This is a genomic window from Aquibacillus albus, assembly GCF_016908325.1.
GTDB lineage: Bacteria > Bacillota > Bacilli > Bacillales > Amphibacillaceae > Aquibacillus_A > Aquibacillus_A albus.
On the sequence record NZ_JAFBDR010000009.1, the window covers coordinates 1 to 24,358 of the forward strand.

At 36.6% G+C, this 24,358-nt stretch carries 29 protein-coding genes and 2 rRNA genes; 25 read left to right on the top strand and 6 right to left on the bottom strand.

The genetic code is table 11. The features are described from left to right. The 4 genes from JOC48_RS09270 to JOC48_RS09285 form a co-directional block, all read left to right on the top strand. Positions 1-199, top strand: a 23S ribosomal RNA gene (locus tag JOC48_RS09270); the annotation flags it as partial. Positions 200-391: 192 nt separating this feature from the next. Continuing rightward, positions 392-507: ribosomal RNA gene (gene rrf, locus JOC48_RS09275) — 5S ribosomal RNA — on the top strand. Positions 508-713: 206 nt separating this feature from the next. After that, entirely contained in the window at positions 714-1,856 is a 1,143-nt protein-coding gene (locus JOC48_RS09280; RefSeq protein WP_204499003.1) for a trans-sulfuration enzyme family protein, read from the top strand. Positions 1,857-1,999: 143 nt separating this feature from the next. Further along, positions 2,000-3,133, top strand: coding sequence for an alcohol dehydrogenase catalytic domain-containing protein (locus JOC48_RS09285; protein WP_204499005.1), 1,134 nt, complete (start codon positions 2,000-2,002; stop codon positions 3,131-3,133). A 24-nt stretch (positions 3,134-3,157) separates the two neighbouring features. Here JOC48_RS09285 and JOC48_RS09290 read toward each other — a convergent pair whose 3' ends face one another. Next, entirely contained in the window at positions 3,158-3,310 is a 153-nt protein-coding gene (locus JOC48_RS09290; RefSeq protein WP_204499008.1) for a hypothetical protein, read from the bottom strand. A 130-nt stretch (positions 3,311-3,440) separates the two neighbouring features. On the opposite strand from JOC48_RS09290, the gene mug reads away from it, so the two are divergent. The 10 genes from mug to JOC48_RS09340 all read left to right on the top strand — a co-directional run bounded on the left by mug (position 3,441) and on the right by JOC48_RS09340 (position 10,287). Next, complete coding sequence (gene mug / locus JOC48_RS09295; RefSeq protein ID WP_204499306.1) at positions 3,441-3,947, top strand: G/U mismatch-specific DNA glycosylase; 507 nt, start codon at positions 3,441-3,443, stop codon at positions 3,945-3,947. 17 nt (positions 3,948-3,964) lie between these two features. Further along, complete coding sequence (locus JOC48_RS09300) at positions 3,965-4,723, top strand: (S)-benzoin forming benzil reductase (protein WP_204499010.1); 759 nt, start codon at positions 3,965-3,967, stop codon at positions 4,721-4,723. A 279-nt stretch (positions 4,724-5,002) separates the two neighbouring features. Then, the gene (gene abc-f / locus JOC48_RS09305; protein WP_204499011.1) at positions 5,003-6,595 is read left to right on the top strand and encodes a ribosomal protection-like ABC-F family protein; all 1,593 of its coding nucleotides are present in this window, start codon (positions 5,003-5,005) and stop codon (positions 6,593-6,595) included. 112 nt (positions 6,596-6,707) lie between these two features. Beyond that, positions 6,708-6,809, top strand: coding sequence for a YjcZ family sporulation protein (locus tag JOC48_RS09310; RefSeq protein ID WP_204499014.1), 102 nt, complete (start codon positions 6,708-6,710; stop codon positions 6,807-6,809). Positions 6,810-6,995: 186 nt separating this feature from the next. Further along, a complete protein-coding gene (locus JOC48_RS09315) occupies positions 6,996-7,112 on the top strand; it encodes a YjcZ family sporulation protein (protein WP_204499016.1) in 117 nt (38 codons plus the stop codon). Positions 7,113-7,231: 119 nt separating this feature from the next. Continuing rightward, positions 7,232-7,348: a YjcZ family sporulation protein gene (locus JOC48_RS09320; RefSeq protein ID WP_204499018.1), complete on the top strand. Its 117-nt coding sequence runs from the start codon at positions 7,232-7,234 to the stop codon at positions 7,346-7,348. Positions 7,349-7,733: 385 nt separating this feature from the next. Continuing rightward, positions 7,734-8,489, top strand: a complete 756-nt coding sequence (gene map / locus JOC48_RS09325) for a type I methionyl aminopeptidase (RefSeq protein ID WP_204499020.1) — start codon at positions 7,734-7,736, stop codon at positions 8,487-8,489. A 118-nt stretch (positions 8,490-8,607) separates the two neighbouring features. Next, on the top strand, positions 8,608-9,336 hold the full coding sequence (locus tag JOC48_RS09330; RefSeq protein WP_204499022.1) for an AzlC family ABC transporter permease: 729 nt from the start codon (positions 8,608-8,610) through the stop codon (positions 9,334-9,336). After that, positions 9,333-9,626, top strand: coding sequence for an AzlD domain-containing protein (locus JOC48_RS09335; protein ID WP_204499024.1), 294 nt, complete (start codon positions 9,333-9,335; stop codon positions 9,624-9,626). The genes JOC48_RS09330 and JOC48_RS09335 overlap by 4 nt, the downstream gene beginning before the upstream one ends. A gap of 127 nt (positions 9,627-9,753) precedes the next feature. Continuing rightward, the gene (locus JOC48_RS09340; protein ID WP_204499026.1) at positions 9,754-10,287 is read left to right on the top strand and encodes a GNAT family N-acetyltransferase; all 534 of its coding nucleotides are present in this window, start codon (positions 9,754-9,756) and stop codon (positions 10,285-10,287) included. 111 nt (positions 10,288-10,398) lie between these two features. Here JOC48_RS09340 and JOC48_RS09345 read toward each other — a convergent pair whose 3' ends face one another. Then, positions 10,399-11,283 carry a cation diffusion facilitator family transporter gene (locus JOC48_RS09345; protein ID WP_204499028.1) on the bottom strand — a complete coding sequence of 295 codons (885 nt, stop codon included), beginning with the start codon at positions 11,281-11,283 and terminating at the stop codon, positions 10,399-10,401. A 257-nt stretch (positions 11,284-11,540) separates the two neighbouring features. Here JOC48_RS09345 and wrbA point away from each other — a divergent pair, with 257 nt between their 5' ends. The 9 genes from wrbA (at position 11,541) to JOC48_RS09390 (ending at position 18,326) form a co-directional block, all read left to right on the top strand. Continuing rightward, positions 11,541-12,155 carry an NAD(P)H:quinone oxidoreductase gene (wrbA, locus tag JOC48_RS09350; protein WP_204499029.1) on the top strand — a complete coding sequence of 205 codons (615 nt, stop codon included), beginning with the start codon at positions 11,541-11,543 and terminating at the stop codon, positions 12,153-12,155. Between the two features lie 151 nt (positions 12,156-12,306). Then, positions 12,307-13,593, top strand: a complete 1,287-nt coding sequence (locus JOC48_RS09355) for an MFS transporter (RefSeq protein WP_204499030.1) — start codon at positions 12,307-12,309, stop codon at positions 13,591-13,593. Positions 13,594-13,777: 184 nt separating this feature from the next. Next, positions 13,778-14,020: an IDEAL domain-containing protein gene (locus JOC48_RS09360; RefSeq protein ID WP_204499031.1), complete on the top strand. Its 243-nt coding sequence runs from the start codon at positions 13,778-13,780 to the stop codon at positions 14,018-14,020. A 146-nt stretch (positions 14,021-14,166) separates the two neighbouring features. Beyond that, on the top strand, positions 14,167-14,979 hold the full coding sequence (locus tag JOC48_RS09365) for a M15 family metallopeptidase (RefSeq protein ID WP_204499032.1): 813 nt from the start codon (positions 14,167-14,169) through the stop codon (positions 14,977-14,979). 505 nt (positions 14,980-15,484) lie between these two features. After that, complete coding sequence (gene fumC, locus JOC48_RS09370; protein ID WP_204499033.1) at positions 15,485-16,870, top strand: class II fumarate hydratase; 1,386 nt, start codon at positions 15,485-15,487, stop codon at positions 16,868-16,870. A 195-nt stretch (positions 16,871-17,065) separates the two neighbouring features. Beyond that, a complete protein-coding gene (locus tag JOC48_RS09375; protein WP_204499047.1) occupies positions 17,066-17,269 on the top strand; it encodes an alpha/beta-type small acid-soluble spore protein in 204 nt (67 codons plus the stop codon). Positions 17,270-17,384: 115 nt separating this feature from the next. Beyond that, the gene (locus tag JOC48_RS09380) at positions 17,385-17,588 is read left to right on the top strand and encodes an alpha/beta-type small acid-soluble spore protein (protein ID WP_204499048.1); all 204 of its coding nucleotides are present in this window, start codon (positions 17,385-17,387) and stop codon (positions 17,586-17,588) included. Between the two features lie 72 nt (positions 17,589-17,660). Then, on the top strand, positions 17,661-17,861 hold the full coding sequence (locus JOC48_RS09385; protein WP_204499049.1) for an alpha/beta-type small acid-soluble spore protein: 201 nt from the start codon (positions 17,661-17,663) through the stop codon (positions 17,859-17,861). Positions 17,862-18,143: 282 nt separating this feature from the next. Continuing rightward, on the top strand, positions 18,144-18,326 hold the full coding sequence (locus JOC48_RS09390; RefSeq protein ID WP_204499050.1) for a hypothetical protein: 183 nt from the start codon (positions 18,144-18,146) through the stop codon (positions 18,324-18,326). Between the two features lie 54 nt (positions 18,327-18,380). Here the strand turns inward: JOC48_RS09390 and JOC48_RS09395 are convergent, their stop codons facing one another. The 4 genes from JOC48_RS09395 to JOC48_RS09410 all read right to left on the bottom strand — a co-directional run bounded on the left by JOC48_RS09395 (position 18,381) and on the right by JOC48_RS09410 (position 22,287). Further along, positions 18,381-19,481 (bottom strand): ABC transporter ATP-binding protein, encoded by a 1,101-nt coding sequence (locus JOC48_RS09395; protein ID WP_204499051.1) that lies wholly within the window; start codon positions 19,479-19,481, stop codon positions 18,381-18,383. 195 nt (positions 19,482-19,676) lie between these two features. Further along, entirely contained in the window at positions 19,677-20,588 is a 912-nt protein-coding gene (locus JOC48_RS09400; RefSeq protein WP_204499052.1) for a PucR family transcriptional regulator, read from the bottom strand. Positions 20,589-20,763: 175 nt separating this feature from the next. Further along, on the bottom strand, positions 20,764-20,952 hold the full coding sequence (locus JOC48_RS09405) for a hypothetical protein (protein WP_204499054.1): 189 nt from the start codon (positions 20,950-20,952) through the stop codon (positions 20,764-20,766). A 51-nt stretch (positions 20,953-21,003) separates the two neighbouring features. Beyond that, entirely contained in the window at positions 21,004-22,287 is a 1,284-nt protein-coding gene (locus JOC48_RS09410) for a YheC/YheD family endospore coat-associated protein (RefSeq protein WP_204499056.1), read from the bottom strand. A 217-nt stretch (positions 22,288-22,504) separates the two neighbouring features. Between JOC48_RS09410 and JOC48_RS09415 the strand changes: the two genes are divergently transcribed. Further along, positions 22,505-23,641 (top strand): DUF445 family protein, encoded by a 1,137-nt coding sequence (locus JOC48_RS09415; RefSeq protein ID WP_204499058.1) that lies wholly within the window; start codon positions 22,505-22,507, stop codon positions 23,639-23,641. 116 nt (positions 23,642-23,757) lie between these two features. Beyond that, the gene (locus JOC48_RS09420) at positions 23,758-24,111 is read left to right on the top strand and encodes a YlbF family regulator (RefSeq protein ID WP_204499060.1); all 354 of its coding nucleotides are present in this window, start codon (positions 23,758-23,760) and stop codon (positions 24,109-24,111) included. Positions 24,112-24,358 lie beyond the last annotated feature (247 nt).

Genomic DNA, 24,358 nt, shown 5'->3' on the forward strand with positions numbered 1-24,358 from the left:
GCCAGGAGCATCGCTGGGTAGCTACGTGTGGACGGGATAAGTGCTGAAAGCATCTAAGCATGAAGCCCCCCTCTAGATGAGACTTCCCATCATTTCGAATGAGTAAGATCCCTCAGAGACGATGAGGTTGATAGGTCCGAGGTGGAAGCGTGGTGACACGTGCAGCTGACGGATACTAATCGATCGAGGACTTAACTAAATTTAGGAAGCGGAGCGGGCTTGGTCAGACACGGCACGCATAAGCAGAGCACCGAAGTGACCGTTCTTTGGTCACATAGGTGAACTGCTTATGTCGAGAGTGTCTAGCCCGCGCAGCTAGACTGTTATATTCGATAATCTTGTAACCTTTCTTATCTAGTTTTCAGGGTATTATACACCTGAATATTTCATGTCTGGTGGCAATAGCGGAGAGGTCACACCTGTTCCCATGCCGAACACAGAAGTTAAGCTCTCCAGCGCCAATGGTAGTTGGGGCTTTGCCCCTGCGAGAGTAGGACGTCGCCAGGCCATGTGAGAAAAATAACTCAGAAAGCTTCTGTCTTTCTGAGTTATTTTTGTTGAGTTATCTTACAAAATGCGGAACACTCCATATGTTTTAACAACAATACCTTATTTAAAAACTGACTATTTTGATAAAATTCGACTCTATCTAATTGGCAATTTGATAGTAGTACGTTAAAGTAGTAATAGTAGAAATAGAAGGAGAGAAAAACATGGGACAAAATTTTGATACAAAAGCTGTACATCTTTCACGAAAAAATAATCAATCAATAGATAGTAAAGTGACTCCAATATACCAAACGTCAGCATTTAAGTTTTCTGACCTAGAAGATTTGGAAAATTTTTATCAAGGGAAAAAGGATTATCTTTACACAAGAGTTGGGAATCCAAATACAGATGAACTAGGAAGTGCCGTTGCACAATTAGAGGGAGCCCCAAAGGGTGTAGCAACTTCATCTGGATTATCTGCAATTTTAGTTGGAGTGTTAGCAGTTGCAAAAGCTGGCGATCATGTATTGGCGTCTACCGATATATATGGTGGAACTTATCAACTATTGGCTAATGAGCTTCAGGACTTTAATATTGAGGTTTCTTTTGTTGATTTCAGCAATCCTGGTGAAATTGAAAAACATTTAAAATCAAATACAAAATTAATCTATTCTGAATCAATTACTAATCCTTTATTAAGAATAGAAGATATGAAAGCAATTGTTCAATTAGCGAAAAAGAACAATTTATACACAATGATCGATAATACGTTTGCTACACCATATCTTTGCCAACCGTATTTAGATGAAGTGGACTTGGTTGTTCACAGTGCTACTAAATACCTTGCTGGTCATAGTGATGTTACCGCTGGCGTTTTAGTAGGTCATGAAGAATTAATTGATAAAGCAAAAGCAAAGGTAGTAAATATTGGAACAAATTTATCACCGTTTGATGCATGGTTAGCTTGTCGTGGAATTAAAACTTTAAGTGTTCGAATGGAAAGACAGGTTAATAATGCACAAGCCGTTGCAGATGCATTGCGAAAAAATGACAATGTTTCAAAAGTGTATTATCCTAGCTCTGTTTCTGATAAAGGAAATGGAGCAATTGTATCCATTGATATCACAGGTTCATGTAACGTGGAAAAGTTCTTTCAATCCCTTTCTTGGATTAATATTATACCGACACTTGCTGGTTTAGAGACTACAGTTTCTTATCCATTAGCAACGTCTCATCGTGCGTTGCCGAAAGAAGCTCAAATTGAACTCGGAATAACGGAAGGGCTAATAAGAGTATCTGTTGGAATTGAAGATACAGAGGATATTATTAAAGCATTTGAAGAAGCGATTGAAAAATCTAAATTATAGTCTGTTGTTGCCTTACAGTAATCTGCTGTAGGGCTTTTTTTATTACAGGGTTTGGCTAGGACTGAAAAAATTACAGATGAGATCCTACATATTTACATTCGTACATAGCCATTATAAAGGTGTATAGTGAAAGGAGGAACGTCGTGAAAGCTGTAACCTACCAAGGGAAGTATTCTGTCGCTGTAAAGGAGATAGAGTACCCTAAAATAGAAGATAAAGAAGATGTTATTGTACGGATTACATCCACTGCGATTTGTGGATCGGATTTACATTTATATCAAGGGAATTTTCCTCTGCCGATCGGATATAGTATTGGTCATGAACCAATGGGTATTGTGGAAGAAGTAGGGCCAAGCGTAACCAAAGTAAAGAAAGGTGACCGTGTTGTTATCCCATTCACGGTTGCATGTGGACAATGTCATTATTGTAACGCGCATTTGGAAAGTCAATGTGATCATGCAAACCCGCACTATGACTCGGGTGGTTATTTTGGATACTCAGAAAAGTTTGGAAATCATCCAGGAGGACAAGCGGAATACTTAAAAGTTCCATATGGCAATTATACTCCTTTTAAAATTCCGCAAAGTTGTGAATTAGAGGATAATGCTTTACTATTTTTATCAGATGTTTTACCAACTGCTTACTGGAGTGTCAAAAATGCTGGTGTGAAACAAGGGGATACAGTTATTGTTCTTGGGTGTGGACCTATAGGTTTAATGGCACAACAATTTGCTTGGAAAGAAGGGGCTAAACGAGTAATAGCTGTTGATTATATAGACAATCGATTAAACCATTCTAAGCGAGTAAATAACACGGAGATATATGATTTTACCAAACATGAGGATATGGGAGAAGTCTTAAAAGAAACGACAAAAGGCGGTGCTGATGTCGTTATTGACTGTGTTGGAATGGATGGGAAAAAATCACCGTTAGAGTTTGTTGAACAAAAATTAAAACTACAAGGTGGTACGATCGGTCCTATTCAGATTGCAACAAAAGCGGTTCGTAAATGTGGAACATATCAAATGACTGGTGTATATGGTGGTTTGTATAATATGTTCCCCTTAGGTCCATTTTTTTCCCGAAATATTGATATAAAAATGGGGCAAGCACATGCTCGTTCATTTATGGAGCCTATCTATCATCAAATTGTTAACAATGAACTAGATCCAACTACGATCATTACCCATGAAATGCCGTTGGATGAGGCATCACATGGATATGACATTTTTAATAAAAAGGAAGATAATTGTATTAAGGTTGTATTAAAACCATAAAAAAAGCAGGCCAATCCTGCTTTTTTATTCACTTGATTCGGTTGTATTAAAAAACATTGAATCATCTTGTCGTTTCTCTGCTTTTTTAATTTTGTTTTTATTATGCTTTTTATCTTTTCCCATGACACCATCCGATTCATAACTTTTTTTATATGGAAAATCATTTCTATTTGTCATGGCAACCCCTCCTTTTTCACCTAGGATATCCTACAAAATCCTTGTTATGCAAAAGCAACGATGGATTTTAAATTTAAGGCGAAATAATATAATATAGAAAATAGAATGGAAAAAGGCAGGTAATCAAATGTTGAAGCCAATCCCTGATCATATAATAGATGGTTTAAAGGTTCTTTTCGTTGGATTTAACCCGAGCATTCGTTCTTCCGAAACAGGACATCATTTTGCAAATCCAAACAATCGATTTTGGACTATTTTATATCAGTCAAATTTGACTCCTAGAAAGTTTCAATCTGAAGAAGACAAAGAGCTGCTTGAACTTGGATATGGATTGACGAATATTGTTGCTAGACCGACGAAGGAAGCGGCAGAAATTACAAAAGAAGAATATGAACAAGGCCGCATTACATTACTCAAAAAAATCAATACATATAAGCCAGTTATTGTTTGTTTTGTAGGTAAAGGGGTTTATTTGCAATATAGTAAGAAAAGAAAAGCTTCATGGGGCGTACAGCCAGATTCGATATCTTCCTCGATTGAATTTGTCGCACCGTCTTCCAGTGGCTTAGTTAGAATGAAGATGACTGAGATTGTAGGAATTTATCAAGAATTACATAAATTCATTGATAGAAATTAATAAGGGGGAATGAGAATATGGAATATGCGATTGTAACTGGAGCCTCTCGTGGACTTGGAGAGTCGATTGCAAAATTACTGATGCAACAAGGAATTCATGTTATTAGTGTAGCAAGGAAAGCTAATATTGTACTTGAACAAACAGCACAAGAAAATAAAGTAACTTATCAGCATGAAACATGTGACCTTTCTAATATTAATCAATTAGAAAAAGTCTTTCAGCATATTGCTGAACATGTTTTTTCCGGTAAAACTGATAGCGTTTATCTGATCAATAACGCTGCAATGGTTGAACCAATTGAAAGATCCGGTCATCATAACTTAAATGATTTACAGAAGCATGTGAATGTTAATCTATTAGCTCCAATGGCTAGCAGTAGTTTGTTTATTCAGAAGGCAAATGAGTCAGGCATGAAGCTGGTTATTGCCAACGTCACATCAGGTGCAGCTGAACGATCTGTGTATGGTTGGAGTGCCTATTGCAGTACAAAGGCAGGTTTAAACCGATTTACGGAAACCGTTGCTCTTGAACAAGATGAATTGGGAACAATGAACAAGGTGTTTCTGTTTAATCCAGGAATTATGGATACAAAAATGCAAGATGAAATCCGTTCTTCAAGCTCCGATGCTTTCAAAGATGTGGAAACCTTTAAACAATATAAAACAGAAAAAAGCTTGAGAGATACGGATGTTGTTGCAAAAGTACTAATCGATGTACTAAAACAAGGCGACGCCATTCAAAATGGTAAAAATTACAGTGTAAAAGAATTTTTGTAAAGACAAACCGTTGTTATTTTTTTACAATTGTGTATAATAAATGTATAAATTATGAAGGGACTGAATGGTAGGCTAATGAAGTACTAATCCTGTTTTAAACGAGTGTTGAATACGGAAAATTTACTCGTTCCAGATAGGATTGGTATGCCCAAATATCATTGTCTAACCCTTAAACCATGGATAACAATGTCCTTTTATTTAAGCGCGGCGTATCGTTATCGATATTGGTTTCATTTTGAGCTATCCTATCCTCTCTGGAATGATCAGGGAGGTTTTTTTATGCGTTTTATGCATGCACAAGCAATTAATATTTCCATAGGGGACCGAGTATTATTAAAGGCGGATCAATTATCGATTCATCAAGGTCATCGGATTGGTCTTGTCGGAAGAAACGGTCAGGGTAAAACCCTTTTAATCCATAGTCTTTTAAACAAGGTAAGTCAACCATTTATGGTGGAATGGCAAGGAACGTTTGCACATTTCGAACAATTGAACGATCAAACACAACTCCCCTCCTATCTTAGTGGTGGAGAAAAGACAATGAAAAAATTAGCAGAAGTATTCGCTTCTAACGCAGATGTACTTGTCTTAGATGAGCCAACAAATAATTTAGATTGGACTAGAATTAGCCAATTAGAAGCAGAGCTACTAGCGCATCAAGGTGCCATGCTTATCGTGTCACATGATCGCGCGTTATTAGATGGTTTATGTACTAAAATTTGGGAGCTAGAAGAGGGGAATTTGGAGGAATTTACTGGTAATTATAGTTACTATGAACAACAAAAGGCCTTAAAGCGGGAACAACAGTATCTCGCATATGAGCAATATTTAAAAGAGAAAAATAGACTAGAGGCACGTATAAAGCAGAAACAGGATCAAGCAAAGGGAATGCGCAAACCACCAGCTAGAATGAGCAATTCGGAGTGGCAGCTTTATAAGAATAAAGCTGCTGGCAAGCAAAAGAAAGTGGAACAGGTTTCAATAAGGCTTCAAAAAAGGGTGGAGAAACTTGAAAAAGTTGATAAACCAATGGAATGGGATACAGTCAAAATGAATCAAACACATGCAAATCCTGTTCATAGAAAGACGGTAGTAATGGCAAAGGATATAAAAAAATACATCGGGAATCAGTTATTATTTGATGTCGATTATTTAAAGTTGAAAACTGGATCAAAAACAGCAATTATTGGTGATAATGGTTCTGGAAAAACAACATTAATAAATGAGCTTTTGTCCTCCATTGATACCGTTAATATTTCAAAGCAAGCAAAAATTGGTAGGTTTGAACAAGCATTAGAAACTTTGCCAGTAAATGAAACGATTTATGATTATGTAAAAAAAGGCAGTGAGTATCCACAGCACATCATTCGTATCATCTTAGGGCGATTACATTTTAGTGGTGAAGATGTAAATAAATCCATTGGTGTGTTAAGTGGTGGTGAGCGTGTAAAGCTAGCACTAGCTAAGTTATTGGTAGGTGGCTATAACTTTTTAATTTTAGATGAGCCAACAAATCATCTTGATTTAGAGGCGTTACAAGCAGTTGAAACGTTAATGAAAGACTATGAGGGAACGATATTATTTGTCTCTCATGACCGAAGATTTGTGGAAAATACAGCAAATCATTTATGGATATTAAAGGATAAAACAGTTGAAATGTTTGATGGGACATTGTTGGAGTATTCACTTGCATCAAAGCAAGAAACTCAAATAACGGATCAAATAGAAGAAAAGATCAAGTTAGAAACAAGGCTAACTGAATTGATAGGTAGATTAAGTCTAAATGATCCAAAAGAAGATAAGTTCGCCTTAGAAAACGCATATCAAGAAACACTATTAGCGTTAAAAAAATTGAAAGGACAGGAACCTTAACAGGCAAATCAATCTGAAATATCTAGACTAGTACCCATTTTTAAGAAATTGACTTCCACTATTTTGATTTCATCATAGTCTATAAGTGAATAAACAAAAGGAGGGGTTATGAATGAGCGCAGGATACGGTTATGGCGCAGGATTTGCGTTAATCGTTGTATTGTTCATCTTATTAATCATCATTGGTGCATCTTGGGGTTACGGTGCATACTAATTTAGCTCTCCAAGAGTCATAAAGAGAGTGCCGATACGGTGCTCTCTTTTCGACTATTTATGTTGGAATCTATGGGAAAAAGGATAAATAGTGGCTGGGTGTTTACCTATTTTATAAAATCGCCCTTCCATTCTTAATCATTCATCATAGTCTATAAAGTGAAATAACGGAAAGGGGGTTTCACATATGGGTGCGGGTGCTGGAGCAGGTTATGGATATGGCTCAGGCTTTGCGCTAATTGTCGTTCTTTTCATCCTACTAATTATTGTAGGTGCATCTTGGGGCGGCTATGGAGCGTATTAATCCATTCGTTAAGTAGGAGAAGCTGCAGAGAATTTATTCTCTGCCTTTCTTCTAGGTACAGATAAAATGTCTTTGTTCGTTTTTGAGAGCAATGAAGCGCAAAAAAGGAGGTATAAATGATGAGTGCAGAATCAGGTTATGGTTATGGTGCAGGCTTTACACTAATTGTTGTCTTGTTTATATTGCTAATCATCGTAGGCTCTTCTTGGGGCGGTTATGGTGGTTATGGATACTAATTATTAAGATGAACGGTAAAGGGTCAGAGCGACTGATGCTCTGACCCTTTCGTTGCACGTTAAGAAACGTACATAGCAGTGCGAGACCTTTTTCATGTGCCTCGCTTGTCATATACATTGCGAGTATATCAGCTTTATGTTTAAATTTTATATGAGACAAATGCTTCTATATTGAAATTTAAATAATCCACTTGCATGCTGTTCCTTTCGTTTTAAGATTTCCAAATTTGTGCAACTCCAATAGTTTCATAATAATGCCAAAATTAAATGAACATCATTCTAACATGTTTCTCTTGGAATTGTGATAAAATTTAGAGAGAAGAGAAAGTTTGCCTGAAAAATGGCGTATGATATTGTTACATATAGAAAGAAAGGAAGTTAATACATGATTACAAGAAAAAGCAAAAGAGAAATTGAACTAATGCAAGAAGCCGGAAAGCTACTAGCCTCTTGTCATAAAGAAATAGCGAAGAGAATAAAGCCCGGTGTTTCAACAAAGGAGATAGATACGTTTGTTGAAGGATATTTAGCAGAGCACGGAGCAACACCAGAGCAAAAAGGATATAGTGGTTATCCATTTGCTACTTGTGCTTCGATTAACGATGAAATTTGCCATGGTTTTCCAAGAGATGAAAGCTTGGAAAAAGGGGATATTGTTACGATTGATATGGTCGTCAACCTTAATGGTGGTTTGGCTGATTCTGCTTGGACGTATGTTGTCGGTGATCCGGATGAAAAGACAAAGCGTTTATTGGACGTCACAAAGACGTCATTATATAAAGGGATAGAGCAAGTTAGAGCAGGTAATCGACTTGGTGATATTGGCTATGCCATTCAAACATATGCAGAAGGAGAAGGATTTTCTGTTGTTCGAGATTTCACTGGTCATGGAATTGGGCCGACAATACATGAAGACCCACATATTCCTCACTTTGGAGAGGCAGGAAAAGGCCTTCGTTTAAAAGAAGGAATGGTGATTACAATTGAACCGATGATTAATGAAGGAGCTTGGCAAAGCAAAATGGATACAAATGGCTGGACTGCGAGAACGGTTGATGGTGGTAGGTCTGCACAATATGAGCATACCCTTGTTGTTACAAATGGGGAGCCTCTTATTCTAACAGATCAAGATAGCATTTAGCGGTTTGGACAGACTCGCCAATGAGTTTGTCCTTTTTCGTTTTGTTAGCCCATAGAGTCGTATAATTCGTTAAACATGAGTATAAGAAGAAATGTACAGTCGGGGGGATATAGACATAATGACAACAAAAGTATTAGAAAAAATAGAACCTTCCACAAGGCTGCTGATGATCCAAAGAGGTATTGCAAAAGGTATTCCAATTATGCTTGGTTATATGCCGATTGCATTAACATATGGTGTTTTAGCTAAACAAGCAGGGATGAGTGTTATGGAAATAACGCTTATGAGTATATTAGTATATGCTGGTGCCAGTCAATTCATGGGTGTAGGTATGATTGCTGCAAGTGCAGGAGCAATTGAAATAATTGTTGCAACGTTTGTCCTTAATTTTCGTCATTTTGTAATGAGTCTTTCTTTTATGAATCGAATACGTGGAATTGGATTGAAGTGGAAAGCACCTTTATCTTTAGGTCTTACCGATGAATCCTTTTCAGTGGCATCACTACATACTGATGAAGCCCAAAAGGATAGAGGAGGATATTTTTATGCTGCCTTAATGCTCACTGCCTACCTTTCTTGGATATTCGGTTCTTTCATTGGAGGAGTTTTAGGAGATATTATTCCTGAAGCATTAAGTCAAAGTATGGGTATTGCTTTATATGCAATGTTTATTGGTTTACTAATTCCTTCTCTTAAAAAGGAAGTAAAATTAACATTCATTGCTTTAACAGCGATGCTTATAAACTATGCATCTAGTCAGTATGTCGATACTGGATGGGCAATTGTACTAGGAACATTAATCGGCGGTTTTACTGGAATATTTCTTATTAAGGGGGATAAAGCATGATACTAATGATTATCATAGGTATGGCACTTGTCACGATAATTCCAAGGTTTATCCCTGCTTATATTGTAGATAAAGTACATTTCCCAGACTGGGTCAATCGATGGTTAAATGCAATCCCTTACGCTGCTCTAGGTGCACTTATTTTTCCAGGAGTTATGTCCGTTATTCCTGATAAGCCTATTATAGGAATATTAGGAGGAATGACTGCAGTCCTATTAGCATTTTTCGGTTTAAATATTATACTAGTAGTATTAGGTGCTATTACGACTGTATTTTTATTAACATGGTAAAGCACTGTTTAGAAGGTCATCAATCATGCTATAGAAGGCCAAAGAAGTGACATTTAACAAGAATGTTCAAAAAGTCACCAAATGATAAGCGGATGTTTTATTTGTTGGATATAAAGGGAGGGAGTAAATGTTTCATATAAGGAAAGCCGAATTAAAAGATGCCGAAAAAATTGCAAATGTTCATTTAAAAAGTTGGAAATCGACTTATTCTGATTTAATAAATGAACAGGATATGTCAAATATTACTTATGAAAATAGGAAGACATTATGGGAAACGATTTTAAAGATGCCGATGAAAGGACAGCCTGCATTGGTCATCCATGATGATAAGGAAGAGATAATAGGATTTATTTCAGGTGGTAAGGAAAGAACGAAACGATTTGGCTATGATGGAGAAATTTATGCGATTTATTTGCTAGGAGAGTATCAACGAAAAGGATTAGGATCGATGTTACTCGAAGCTTTTGCAAAGGAAATGAAGAAAGAAGGTTATCAATCCATTTTAGTTTGGGTACTTACGCAAAACCCGACCAGTCAATTTTATCTTGATTACGGTGCGAAGCAAATAGATAAAGAAGAAACAACCATTGGTCAAGGCACTTATCAAGAAACGGCTTTTGGCTGGAAAAACATTGATGAATTATTACAAAAATTTAAATAAAAATAAAGCGGGATGTCCTTTATATGCAGGACATCCTTTTTATATTCGCTCTTTGTTCATCACACGAAAAACATGAGAAAAGCCTATCGGAAGTACTTTGTACGGTTTTTCTCATGTTTGCTTTTCATCTCCAAGATTAGGTTCAATATGAATGTGTGCGTGTGGGACATCATGTTTTTTGTCTAACAGCGATTCTATCCGTTCGGTAATATCGTGACTTTCCTGAACGGTTAAATCCGGATCAACTAGGATGGTAACCTCAACTAATGCCTGACTACCGTGTATGCGCCCCTTCACATCTTTTACCTCTTCTACCTCTGGATCTTTCGAAATACTTGTTTTTATTTCATGTAATTGACCTTCATCAAATCCGTCCGTTAGTGTGTGGGTGGCATCTCTAAAAATATCCCACGCTGTTTTGCAAATAATCATTCCAACAAAAAGGCCTGCAATTGGATCTAACCAAAACAATCCAAATTGCGCCCCAATAATACCAATGAATGCTCCAAGACTTACTAGAGCATCTGATCGATTGTCTTGTGCTGCTGCATATAAAGAAGAACTGTTCACCTTTTTGGCTAGCTTTAAATTATAACGGTAAACGCTAAGCATTACAATTGCTGCAATAAATGCAGTCCATGCCGTCAGTAAATCCGGTCTAACTGCTTCCTGGTTAAAAACAGACCCAGATGCCCCTATTATTACTTCAAGACCGACCGTAATCATTATAAATGCTGCAATAAGGGAAGCAATCGTTTCAGCACGAAAATGTCCATAATGATGATCGTTATCTGGAGGCTTTCTTGAGATTTTTAAACCGACAAGAACTGCAACGGATGCAATCACATCTGTAGTATTGTTCAAACCATCTGCTCTTAAAGCTTCAGAGGATCCAATGTATGCAACAATTAGCTTGATTGTTGCAAGGATTAAGTAGGCGACTATACTAATCCAAGCACCCTTTTCACCTTTTTTTAAGTTATCGTATTGATTCATCTCATTGCCTCCACTTCATCAATAACTACCTCAGCTTAACAAATGAATATTATATAAGTCTAGAGAAAAAAATAGTCGCGAGTAAACACAAATTGATCCTTTGCAAGGAAGTTTCCCTTTTTCAATTCATTTTAAAAGTCCACTACATATAATTTGCCCATTTATGGATGCAATAAAAGACTTAAATCTTTTTACTATCTGTATATGTAGGGCTTGTATGCAAATACTATACTGCGAAAACGAAAGGAGAAATCGAGATGACAAACTTGGCAATCTTTTACTATAGTTCAACAGGGACTAATTTTCAATTGGCGAAGTGGGCGGAAGAAGCAGGAAAAGAAGCTGGTGCAGAAGTAAAGGTAAGAAAAATCAAAGAATTAGCTCCAGAAGAGGCCATTTCTCAAAATCCTGCATGGAAGGAACACTATGATAAGACTAAAAATGTTCCAGAAGCATCTTTAGATGACATTGAATGGGCTGATGGTATTATCTTCAGTGTACCTACTCGTTTTGGTAATGTGCCTGCTCAGGTTAAGCAATTTCTCGATACAGCAGGTGGATTATGGGCGAATGGAAAGACGATAAATAAAGTAGTAAGTGCGATGTCTTCCGCACAAAATCCGCATGGTGGTCAGGAAGCTACGATATTAAACCTATATACGTCAATGTTCCACTGGGGTGCTATTATAGCGGCACCAGGTTATACGAATCAGGAACTATTTGCTGCAGGCGGAAATCCCTATGGGGTTAGTGTTACCGTCGCTCAGGACGGCAACATGGTTGAAGATGTTGAAAAAGCTGTTAAACATCAGGCTAGGAGAACCGTAGAAGTAACAAACATGGTTGTTCAATCAAAAGTAAACGCACGTTAAGGAAAAGGGGATGTCCCAAATCAGGTTTCAACCTTACTAACTTGGTTTAGGGCATCCTTTTTTACAGTTTCCCACAATTTTATACTATGAATGAAAAAGTAAAAGTTAGGACAAGATTATTGGTAGCTAAATTTTTGAAAGGATTGTAGCTATGGAACACAGCACAGAAGATAAACACACCGATTCCAATCAAGAAAATGAAATACATGAAAAAAGATGGGCTATCGTTTCTTTAGCATCGATTCCTCTCATCATGACTTTGGGTAATTCTATGTTAATACCAGTTTTACCTTTAATGGAAAAGGAATTAAACATTACAAAATTGCAGTCAAGTTATATTATTACCTTGTATTCCATTGTTGCAATATTTCTTATCCCGATTGCAGGCTTTCTATCTGATCGCTATGGAAGAAAAGTTGTTATCATCCCTTCGTTATTACTTTCGGGGATTGGGGGATTTATCTCTGGATATGCAGCATGGAAATTAGATCATGCTTTTACTTTGATTTTAGTGGGAAGGGTTTTGCAAGGAATTGGAGTTTCAGGTACGGCACCAATTGTATTGCCATTAGTTGGTGATATGTTCAGACGGGAAAAGGATGTTAGTGCTACATTAGGATTGGTAGAGACATCCAACACTTTCGGAAAAGTTCTCAGTCCAATTCTTGGTTCTTTACTAGCTGGGGTGGTTTGGTTTCTACCATTTTTTGCAATCCCAATATTCTGTTTGTTATCAACCCTTTTAGTTTTTTTCTTAGTAAAAAAACCGAAAAATGATAAAAAAGGTCCTGAATTTCACAAGTTCTGGAAAAATACAAAACAGACCTTTCATAGACATGGGCGCTGGTTATTTGCTGTTTTTGCAATTGGAGCAATTCTCATGTTTATCTTATTTGGTATATTATTTTATCTTACAAGCATTTTAGAAGACAAGTATCAAGTGGATGGACTAAAAAAAGGATTTTATTTAGCAGGACCATTAGCAGCCTTATGCTTTGCCTCCTTTTTAACCGGAAAATGGATACAAGACGATTTAAATAAGATGAAATGGATAACTTTTTTTGGAATATTGGTTGCAGCCGGAGCGGTTATCGCCATACGTTTTTCAGAGCAATTTGTTTATTTATTGATTGTTTTTCTCATTTGTGGTGTAGGAATTGGAGTAGGGCTTCCATGTTTAGATGCACTTATTACTGAAAGTATAGAAAAAGGAGTTAGAGGAACAGTCACTTGCCTTTATAGTTCTGCTCGATACTTGGGCGTTGCAGCCGGACCTCCTCTAATAGCTATATTGATGAAAAAAGATATAACATGGATGGTGATACTCTTGGCAGGATTAGCTTTTATTTCAGCTTTATTAGCCTTTAAAACAATAAAGCCTCAATCAGATCCGTGCGAACCATCAAGCACCTTGTTTGTAAAACAAAATAATGATTAGTAAGGGACTTGCAAAAAAGCGCATGAAAAATGGCGCTTTTTTTTCGTTAAGAATCCTGTTTTAAAACGTTTTCATGTTTAACCAATAAAAAAAATGGGAAAATATTAAATAAATATTCAGAAAATTATTGCATTAATGCTCAAAATCTAGGATAATAAAAAAAAGGAACAAGGGGGCGTGTTCCATGAAGAAGCACAAGGTAAATTATAAGTTACAGGAGTTTAAAGCAAATCACATCACAAAAATTATTGCTAAGAGAGAAATTTCGTATGAAATTCAACTCGCGTCAAAATTAGTCCTTGATGAATTATGTTTTAATTGGAATAAGACCCACCTAGAGAATCAGATTAATGACTCAATTGATACGAATGATAAAAAAACATTCATGCAATTGAGTAAAGAGTATCAACCCTATACATGGGAATAGTAAACAATTTACAAATCCTTGTCAATTTAATTGACAAGGATTTTTTTGCATGTAAAAAAAATTGGTAAAAAAGTTCATTTAGGATTAAAATATGTTATTCTTTTAGTGCTGTTAAATAATTATACAAAGAAGATGAAGGGATTTATATGAAATTTATTACTATTTTAATTTTAACTAGTTTTATGCTCATTGGTTGTCAGCAAGAACCAAATCCGACTGACGAATTGAAAACAAGTGAAAAGCGGTTAGAGGCTAAAGCACCAATTGAGATAAGCGAAGAAGAAACGGACAAAGATGAGGAAACCAAAACCGGTGATAACACGGAGGAGGATATTCAACTGCCAGAGGAAGATAAAAATTCAAATGCAGAAATGGTAGTTGTAGAAAACCCGAATAGTATAGAGGTGATGGTAAATAAACAACGGAGACTTCCAGATGGTTTTGAGCCAACTGATTTAGTTGTCCCTGATGTTCCATTTTCATTTAGTGAGGATCACCCTAAAAAACAAATGCAAAAGGAAGCAGCAAAAGCTTTAGAGGAAATGTTTGATGCTGCTGAAGAGGCTCAATTGGAATTAGTTGCAGCTTCCGGCTATCGTGCCTATGGGACACAGAAGGCCATTTATGAATACAATGTGGAAACACACGGTCAAGACTATGCTAATCGATTTTCAGCAAAGCCTGGTACTAGTGAACACCAAACCGGGTTGGCAATGGATGTTACTACTGCAGAAGTGGCATTTGCCTTAGAGCAATCATTTAGTCAAACCGATGAAGGGGAATGGTTGGAAGAGCATGCACATGAGTTTGGCTTTATTATCCGTTACCCTGAAGGAAAAGAATCAATAACAGGATATAGTTATGAACCGTGGCATTTAAGATTTATTGGGGAAGAGATTGCCACTGAAATTCATGAAAATAGTATCACGTTAGAAGAATTTTTTGGATACGGATATTAAAGTTGAGGGGTCTGACCCCTTTTCTTAGGCTTGTGGCTAAATGGTGTGGGTTAGCGACGTCCAGCTCCAGCGCCCAGCGACTAGTGAGACTTCCCTCACCTCCGTACGATAAGTCAACATCGGTTCACTTCGTTCACCGTGTTTCCTTTATCTCCTGCGGTTCAGTCCAGTCCATACGTCGCTACCAGGGCGCTTGCGCTTTTGTTATTCCATAATAAAAGCCTCTATATCGATAGAGGCTTTACCTATTTTAATCTACTAATGAAGGAAAAAAGTAAGAAAACACTTATGCTTTCCGATTCTCCTCTCCTTTCCTATTTATACTTATATTTTATCATCATCCGTTTAAGGCCGTAAACACCCGGTTTTTTCCATGTTTGTTAAATCATTAGGTGAAATGGAAAAATAAAATTTGATACAATGAAAGAGGATGTTTATAATCATAATAGTATAAGGTACGTCAAGAACAGGACATAAACGTACATCTTACAGGGAGGAGATAATGATGGATTATCGCATTGAAAAAGATACGCTAGGTGAAATGAAAGTTGCTGCTGATAAATATTGGGGAGCACAAACACAACGAAGTAAGCAAAACTTTCCGATTGGTCAAGAAACAATGCCAAGTGAAGTTATCGATGGTTTTGCCATTCTTAAAAAGAGTGCAGCAAAAGTAAATAGTGAGCTGGGATTATTAGAAGAAGAAAAAGCTGAGGCAATTACATATGCTGCAGATCAAATCCTCTCAGGAGAATTAAAGGAACATTTTCCTTTAGTCGTTTGGCAAACCGGAAGTGGTACACAGTCCAATATGAATGTAAATGAAGTTATTGCTTTTGTCGGTAATCAATGGTTAAAAGAGAAAAATAGTGAGTATCAATTGCATCCAAATGATGATGTGAATAAATCACAAAGCTCGAATGATACGTATCCGACAGCAATGCATATTGCAGCAGTTCTCAAATTAGAGGATGAAGTATTACCTGCACTAACTACGTTAAAATCGACGCTTAAAGACAAAATGGAAGCGTTTCAGGAAATTGTGAAAATAGGTCGAACACATTTACAAGATGCAACACCCCTAACATTAGGACAGGAAATTAGTGGTTGGCATCGTATGCTTGAAAAAACAGAGAAAATGATTACGGAAAGTGTAACCTATGTGAAGGAACTCGCCCTTGGTGGCACAGCTGTTGGTACCGGATTGAATGCACACCCTGAATTTTCAGAGCGAGTAAGCGCAGTAATTAGTGAGTTTACAGGAAAACCATTTATTTCCGCACCAAATAAGTTCCATGCTTTAACTAGTCATGATGAGCTTGTTTATGCACATGGAGCGTTAAAAGCTCTTGCTGCAGATCTAATGAAAATAGCAAACGATGTCAGATGGTTAGCAAGTGGACCTCGTTGTGGAATTGGAGAGATTAACATTCCAGCAAATGAACCAGGAAGCTCAATCATGCCTGGGAAGGTAAATCCAACCCAAAGTGAAGCAGTAACGATGGTTGCAGCACAGGTTATGGGGAATGACGCTACAATTGGTTTTGCTGCTAGTCAAGGTAACTTTGAATTAAACGTATTTAAGCCTGTCATTGCTTATAACTTTCTTCAATCAGCACAAATTTTAGCGGATAGCATGCTTTCTTTTGATGAAAGATGTGCAAAAGGAATTGAACCAAATCACGAAAATATTGAAAAGAACTTGAACGAGTCGTTAATGTTGGTAACTGCGTTGAACCCTCATATAGGGTATGAGAATGCTGCAAAAATTGCAAAAAAAGCCTTTACTGATAATACTACGCTGAAGGAAGCGGCTATTGATTCAGGTTTATTAACAGAAGAACAATTTGATTCGTATATAAATCCAAAAGAAATGACTTATCCAAAGTAATATCACTGTGAAAACAGTGTAATATAAAAGAGGATGCCAAACCTACGATATACTTATTTAAACCGTTATTGTATCGTTAGAATTTTGGTTATCCTCTTTTTTTAGTGTTTAAGTATTTAACACATTTTACCTGAAAAAAATCATGATAAGAATTCACTTACCAGTTCACAATAGTTAATACAGGAGGTGATAAACATGCCAAGCAGCAACAACTCAAATCAATTGCTAGTGCCTGGTGTAGAACAAGCACTAGATCAGATGAAATATGAGATTGCACAAGAATTTGGCGTGAACCTTGGAGCTGATACAACTTCTCGTGCCAACGGTTCTGTAGGTGGAGAAATTACAAAACGTCTAGTTCAAACAGCAGAACAACAATTTGGTGGCCAACCTAAATAGTTGTATCAGTGTTAGCTTTTAGCAAAATGTGTCACCGATCAGTAGTTTCCAAGAACTACTAGTCATAAGAATTCGAGTTTCCTGTTAACAATAAGGGTTACAGGAGGTGATAGAAATGCCAAGCAGCAATAACTCAAATCAATTGCTAGTGCCTGGTGTAGAACAAGCACTAGATCAAATGAAGTATGAGATTGCACAAGAGTTTGGTGTAAACCTTGGAGCAGACACAACTTCTCGCGCTAACGGCTCTGTTGGCGGAGAAATCACCAAGCGTTTAGTCCAAACAGCAGAACAACAATTTGGTGGGCAAACGCAGTAATCCTCAAGCTTACAAAGTGAAAATCGTTTAGTTAAAATAATATTAAAAAATTCTTTCGGAGGTGTATAGGAAATGGCAACAAACAATTCAAACCAATTAGTAGTACCTGGAGTAGAGCAAGCACTAAACCAAATGAAAACTGAAATTGCACAAGAGTTCGGTGTGAACCTTGGAGCAGACACAACTTCTCGTGCTAACGGTTCTGTAGGTGGAGAAATCACGAAGCGTTTAGTACAAACTGCTGAGCAACAGTTCGGTGGTCAACCTAAATAATAAAAAATTAAATAACAAATGGCTAAAGGGGCACTTATAAAAAGTGCCTCTTTTAATTGTTACCCAGAAAAGTTCTCGGTTGTTTACTATACATAGACAAGGTAAAGGAAAATATATCATTTGATTCCTACACGAACACCAATATTTTCTAAGGGTACCATTAAGGCTATTTGACATACTAAATATAGGAATAAACGGTTGGAAGGTGATTCTATGTACGCATGCCCGTTATGTAATGGTTTTATTTCCAAAAAAGAGAAATGTCCTTCATGTCATCATGAGATGCATAATCAAGGCAGAGTAATTGATTATATGGATGATTATATTGCCTATTTAGATTACGATGGAACAAAATTAATCGATGGAGTCTTGGATTCAACAGATCAACATACATGTTTACATTTGTTTCGTTGTAGTGAATGTGAAAAGGATATTCATGTGCAAATTCAAGAAATCCTTCTTTAATGAAAAATAAAAGGCAACAAGTCTAAGACTTGTTGCCATAAAAATGGGGGATTATTATTTAATTCTTTGTTCAGTATCTTTATCAAAGAAGTGACACTTATGCATATCGAAAGCTAAATCAACTTTCTCTCCACCGCTGATATCATTTCTAGAATCAACGCGTGCAATGAAATCGATATCGTTAAGTTTTGAGTACAGGTAAGACTCAGAACCCATTAATTCTGCAACTTCAATTTGTGCATTAATTGTAGATCCAGGATTTGCATCAATAAATACTGGCTCATCGTGAATATCCTCTGGACGAACACCAAGAACAACCTCTTTGCCAACATATCCTTGCTCACGAAGAACTTTCATCTTTCCTTCAGGTACATCAATTTTCGTGTTACCAACTTCAATTTTTCCATCAGATAATGTTCCGTTAAAGAAGTTCATAGCAGGAGATCCGATAAATCCACCAACGAAAATGTTATCTGGCTTATCATATACTTCTTTAGGAGCACCAACTTGTTGAATAAGACCGTCTTTTAATACAACTAGACGAGTTGCCATTGTCATCGCTTCTGTTTGGTCGTGTGTTACGTAAATAGTAGTTGTTTGTAGACGTTGGTGCAATTTTTGAATTTCTGCACGCATTTGTACACGAAGCTTCGCATCTAAGTTTGATAATGGCTCATCCATAAGGAATACTTTTGCGTCACGTACAATCGCACGACCCAAAGCAACACGCTGACGCTGACCACCAGATAGTGCTTTTGGCTTACGATCTAAATAAGCTTCAAGGCCAAGGATTGCAGCAGCTTCTTTCACTCGACGCTCTATTTCTTCCTTTTTAAATTTACGTAGTTTTAAACCGAATGCCATATTGTCATATACGTTCATGTGCGGGTATAGTGCATAGTTCTGGAACACCATTGCGATGTCACGGTCTTTTGGAGCTACATCGTTCATTAATGTGTCATCAATGTAAAATTCCCCACTTGAAATTTCTTCAAGTCCTGCAATCATACGAAGCGTTGTAGATTTACCACAACCTGATGGACCTACGAAAACGATGAACTCCTTGTCTTTAATTTCTAAATTAAAATTATCTACGGCTTTTTCTTCACTTTTGTCATAAATCTTGTCGATATTTTTCAATGATAATTCTGCCATTTTAAATTCTCCTCCCGTTTTTGAAAGCGTTTTACTTATGGTTATTAGTTTACTTAATTTTTAGGGACAGGTAAATGGTAAGCGTGCACAAAAATATCTGCTCTCTTTGTGCACGCTTACATATTGCTTGTCTAAAATTCAGAAAGAGTCTATCCCCAAAATAGGGAAGACTCCCCCAACTATAATGAAATAGCCCTATTTTTTCTCACTGTTTTGCTTCAACAGCAGTGTTAGATAAACAGATAGGGCTCCTTCAAACTGCTTCACATCAATACCGGTTTTTTCAATAAATTTGTCAACACGATATTGTAAGCTATTTCTGTGCATATAAAGTTTTTTAGCTGCAAATGTGGCATTGGAGTTACATTCTAAAAAAATACGTATCGTTTGAAGCAAATCTTCTTCATTTACTGTATCACGTAAAATAGAATCAATGATAAAGCTAGTGCTCTGACTGCTTAACGGTTTCAGAAATAAATATGGTACTGCTGATACATAATTGATTACTACCTGTTTATTATAGGGATAAACATCATAAAAGCATTGTTTAATCCATCCATAGAATGCTTGAGAGTGTTTAATTTCGTTTGAGTAAGGGCCGACGAATAAACGAACTTTCATATAAAAATCACTCATAAGAACATCGATGATTTCGCTATAGGAAATCATATCCTCTTCATTTCGAAAATCTTCTTCGATAATCATACCCTCATGGTTGTTTTCCCATATAATAGGTACCTGATAGGGAAAGAGACCGTGTATTGCTTCTCGAAATGCATCTTGATCAACATTATCATCTGATAGGGAAAAATACACGAAACGAAATTTTATGTCGTCTTTATTCGATAATAATTTTTTCGGATTACCTTGATGGAAGAGTACATCAATCCAATCTTCTTCTCTTTTTGTGACAGGAGGATGATTGACGTAATAGGGTGTTAAAAAGGTTTCTAATAATAATTCCTCTTTTTTTGTCATTTCCTCTTTGTGTATTCCGACTATTTTGTTTTCCGTTGTTTTATACCACTCATAAAACTCTGTATCCATCATTTCCTCAGGATTTGCCTCTACCATGCTTGGAAAGATTTCTTTTAATTTCTCAATCATACCATTTGCCTCTTTCTTCATCTTTTCCTTTATTATAACATGTTCCAACTATACGTTAATTTTTCAAAAAACCTCGTTGCACAACCCTTTTAGACAGCAGGGATTTAGCAAAATTTCATATGTAAAGAAAGAAAACACGCTACCCAACCATCATGATTTGGGTAGCGTCTATTCGTTAATCTCTCTTGTAAGGAAATTCCTCGTTTTCTTTTGGTAAATCTCTTGCCTCTTCAATTTGTGTTCGGTCGTCCATGGAGGCAACGGTACCTCCTGCTAAACCTTCATTAATATATCGGTCAACATCAAGCTCATATTTTTCTCGGCCTTCATAACGCTCATCTTTTCGCTTTTCCTTCTTACTCATTGGCTTTCCTCCTTTCAGGAATAGTTTTTCACGAAATGGAGGAGGCATGCGTTAATCTGTTTGATTCATTTGTAAATTGTGTAAATAAAAAGCGAATTTATAAGGATAAGAAAAAACCGTAGCTGCCTTTTCATTTAGTTTTGGATGATCATATACACTAAATCCTGGTTTTGAATTTGCTTCAAACATCCAAACCTTACCCTCCTCATCGATTCCAAAATCAAATCCAATTTCGCCAACTGGTTGCCTTAAATAGTTTTCCAATGTGTTACTAACTTTTAAGGCAGTCTTCGAAAGCTTATCTTTCATTCGTTTAGCCTTGTCTTTCGAAAATAAATCTTCAACAAGATGAAGCGATCCTCCACGTTGTACATGGGTGGTAAGACTACCTTTTCCAGCAAACTTAGCGCAGATCAATGTCACTTCCCAGCTATTACGGTGATTTTTGTTCACATGGACACGAAAATCAATCGCACTCGCTCCCTTTCGTAGTAGGGGAATTTCTTTTTGTACAACATATCCCTTCAAACCATTCGGAAAGTGTTGGTTGAAAAAAGCATTTGGATCGGTATATCGATTCATTTGTGGTACATTTTGACGATAGTACTGGCATTGTATTTCGCTCGTCTCAAGCTTTCTACATTTAATGATACCTTCGCCCCGACTACCATGAACCGGTTTTATATAAAGGGAGTCTGTTTCTAGCAATTGTATGATTTTTTGTTTAGAAGGATGTAAAATACTTTCTGGTAAAAGGTAAGAAGATTCATTACTCCTCATTAACCATTCGTATATTTCCCATTTATTAAAAAAGCCTCGATTAAAAAGTGTTCCATTTGTTTCGATTAATTTTTTTGCACGGATTACATTAGGGTGGTGTTCCGTTTTTCGGTTAGGAATTCGGTTATAAACAACAGTAGGAAAATCAAATGTTCCTTGTTTCCATTCATTTTCATGTAAATAATAAGCATAAATCTTATTTTGCTTACTCAATATATGTTGATGTCCAAAAAATATGGTTTCATATCCTAACTCTTTCCCAACGTTACTCATTTTTCTAAACAACTCAGTTCTTGCCCCAAGTAATAAATCATTCGAATGAAAGCCGGCGATAAGAACACCGAGTACTAGGGAAATAGTACAGCTGTATGCTTCTACGTTTAATGATATTTTTTTATTATTTGCAAGGTTAATTTCGGATTTGAGCTTTGATGAAATGTATAAGGTTTGTCTGTCTTTATGATGTGCAAAGCATTCAACAGATGATTCATATGGACCGTATTTTATTGTTTGAATGGATTGAAAATCTTTGTAAAATTTTTGTGGGACAATCATTCTACTTTGTTTACCTGGATAAAATTTTAGCGTAAATGTTTTAATCGTAATTGTTGCCCCTCCTCGCTATAATTTGTCTTATTAATTATAAGTATGAGAAAAACTTTCAACTAATGACCAAATAAATAGCAGATTGCCTTTCAAATGGATGTATGCATTTTTGATGTCATCATCCTAATTAGGCTATACTAAATGTAAGGAAAGAGGTCGATAAATTGTGACAGTAGTTTTAATCCTTTTCATGATGGTTATCATTGGCGCTGTAATAGGTGGGGTTACCAATTCACTTGCAATTAAAATGTTATTCCGTCCCTATCAAGCAAAATTTTTAGGAAGTTGGAAATTACCATTTACACCTGGGCTGATTCCTAAACGGAGAGAAGAGCTTGCAAAACAGCTAGGCAGAACTGTCGTGGAACATTTGTTGACCGCAGAAGGGCTGCAGAAAAAGCTGAAGCAATCTGAATTCCAGAAGCAAGTTATTACTTGGTCTCAAGCAGAAATGAAGCGTGTACTTGATCAACGATGGAGCACAAAACAAATGCTTGAGAACGTAGGTGTTTACATAACGGAAGAGGATATTCGCAAGTCTATATATCTTTGGTCCAAAAAGCAGGTAAGCAACTACCTTCTTTCTAAACAGGATCAAACCGTAAACGAGTTAATTGGAGAAACAAATAGCAAAAAAGTGGATGATTATTTGGATCAATTTGCTATCTATTTACAAGAGAGATTAACTCAGTTTGTCGGAAGTGAATCAGCAGGGATAAAAATTGGTCGGTTGATTGAAACATATTTAGGTGGAAAAGGTTTTATTGGCAACATGATTTCTTCTTTTTTAGGGAATGAAGGATTAACAGAGAAAGTACAGCCTTTGATCGTGGAATATAGTCAATCTGAAGAAGCACTTGATATGCTAAAGCAAGCGTTAAAGGATGAATGGAACAAGTGGGCAAATCGAACAATTGGTGAAGTCAAAAGTAAAATGAAAGAAATAGAGTTGGAGGAAGTAGTTGGAAAAGGTCTTTCCTCAAGTTTACCAGTTGATCAATGGCTTGATAAAACAGTGAAAGATTGGATAAAGCCGTTCGAATCTAAGATTTATGATCAAATTCTACCTATTATCATTACAAAAATTCTTGATACATTTGCGAATCGAACGCAATTGTTGTTGGAAAAGTTCAACCTCGAAGAAATAGTAGAGAAGGAAGTAAGGGGCTTCCCTATTTCCCGTGTCGAAGAATTAGTTTTAAATATTTCAAGAAAAGAGTTTAAGTTAATTACGTATTTAGGTGCATTGCTAGGGGGAGTTATTGGACTTGTTCAAGGTCTGATTGTTGTATTCCTTCGTTAATTTCAACTTTTTTAACTTTGTACACCATCCCTATCACTATACATCACTTTTTACGTTTGTTATAGTGAGTGAGTGGATATAATGTATCCTGACATAAAAGTAAAGGAGGCAATTTAGTGGCGAATATTCATGATAGTGCCTATGATTTGGAGAAGGCAATTCGAAATAGTGATGAATTTCAAGAGCTAAAAAGCGCATACGATAAGGTTATGTCTGATGATTCTGCAAAAAAGATGTTTGAGGATTTCCGAAATGTGCAAATCGAATTGCAACAAAAACAAATGCAAGGACAAGAGATTTCAGATGAAGAAGTAGAAAAGGCAAAGAGTGTCGTTGAACTAGTTCAGCAGCATGAAGAGATTTCGAAGCTAATGGAACAAGAGCAACGTTTAAATATGTTGATTAATGATGTAAGTAAAATTATTACAAAGCCATTAGAAGAGCTTTACGGAACACCAGAACAACAATAAATATTTTGAAAAAACCTTGACTATTAATGGGATAGCAAGGTTTTTTTTGTGCGTTAGGGAAGTATAAAATGGCTGGCTTGTGGATAATTGGTGAGGTTAGCGACGTCCAGCTCCAGTGCCCAGCGACTAGTGAGACTTCCCTCACCTCCGTACGATAAGTCAACATCGGTTCCAACTTAAGGAAGGCCGACTAAAACCGGGCTTTGCGCCCAACGTCGGCATACCCCTATGAAGGGGCATGTTTCCT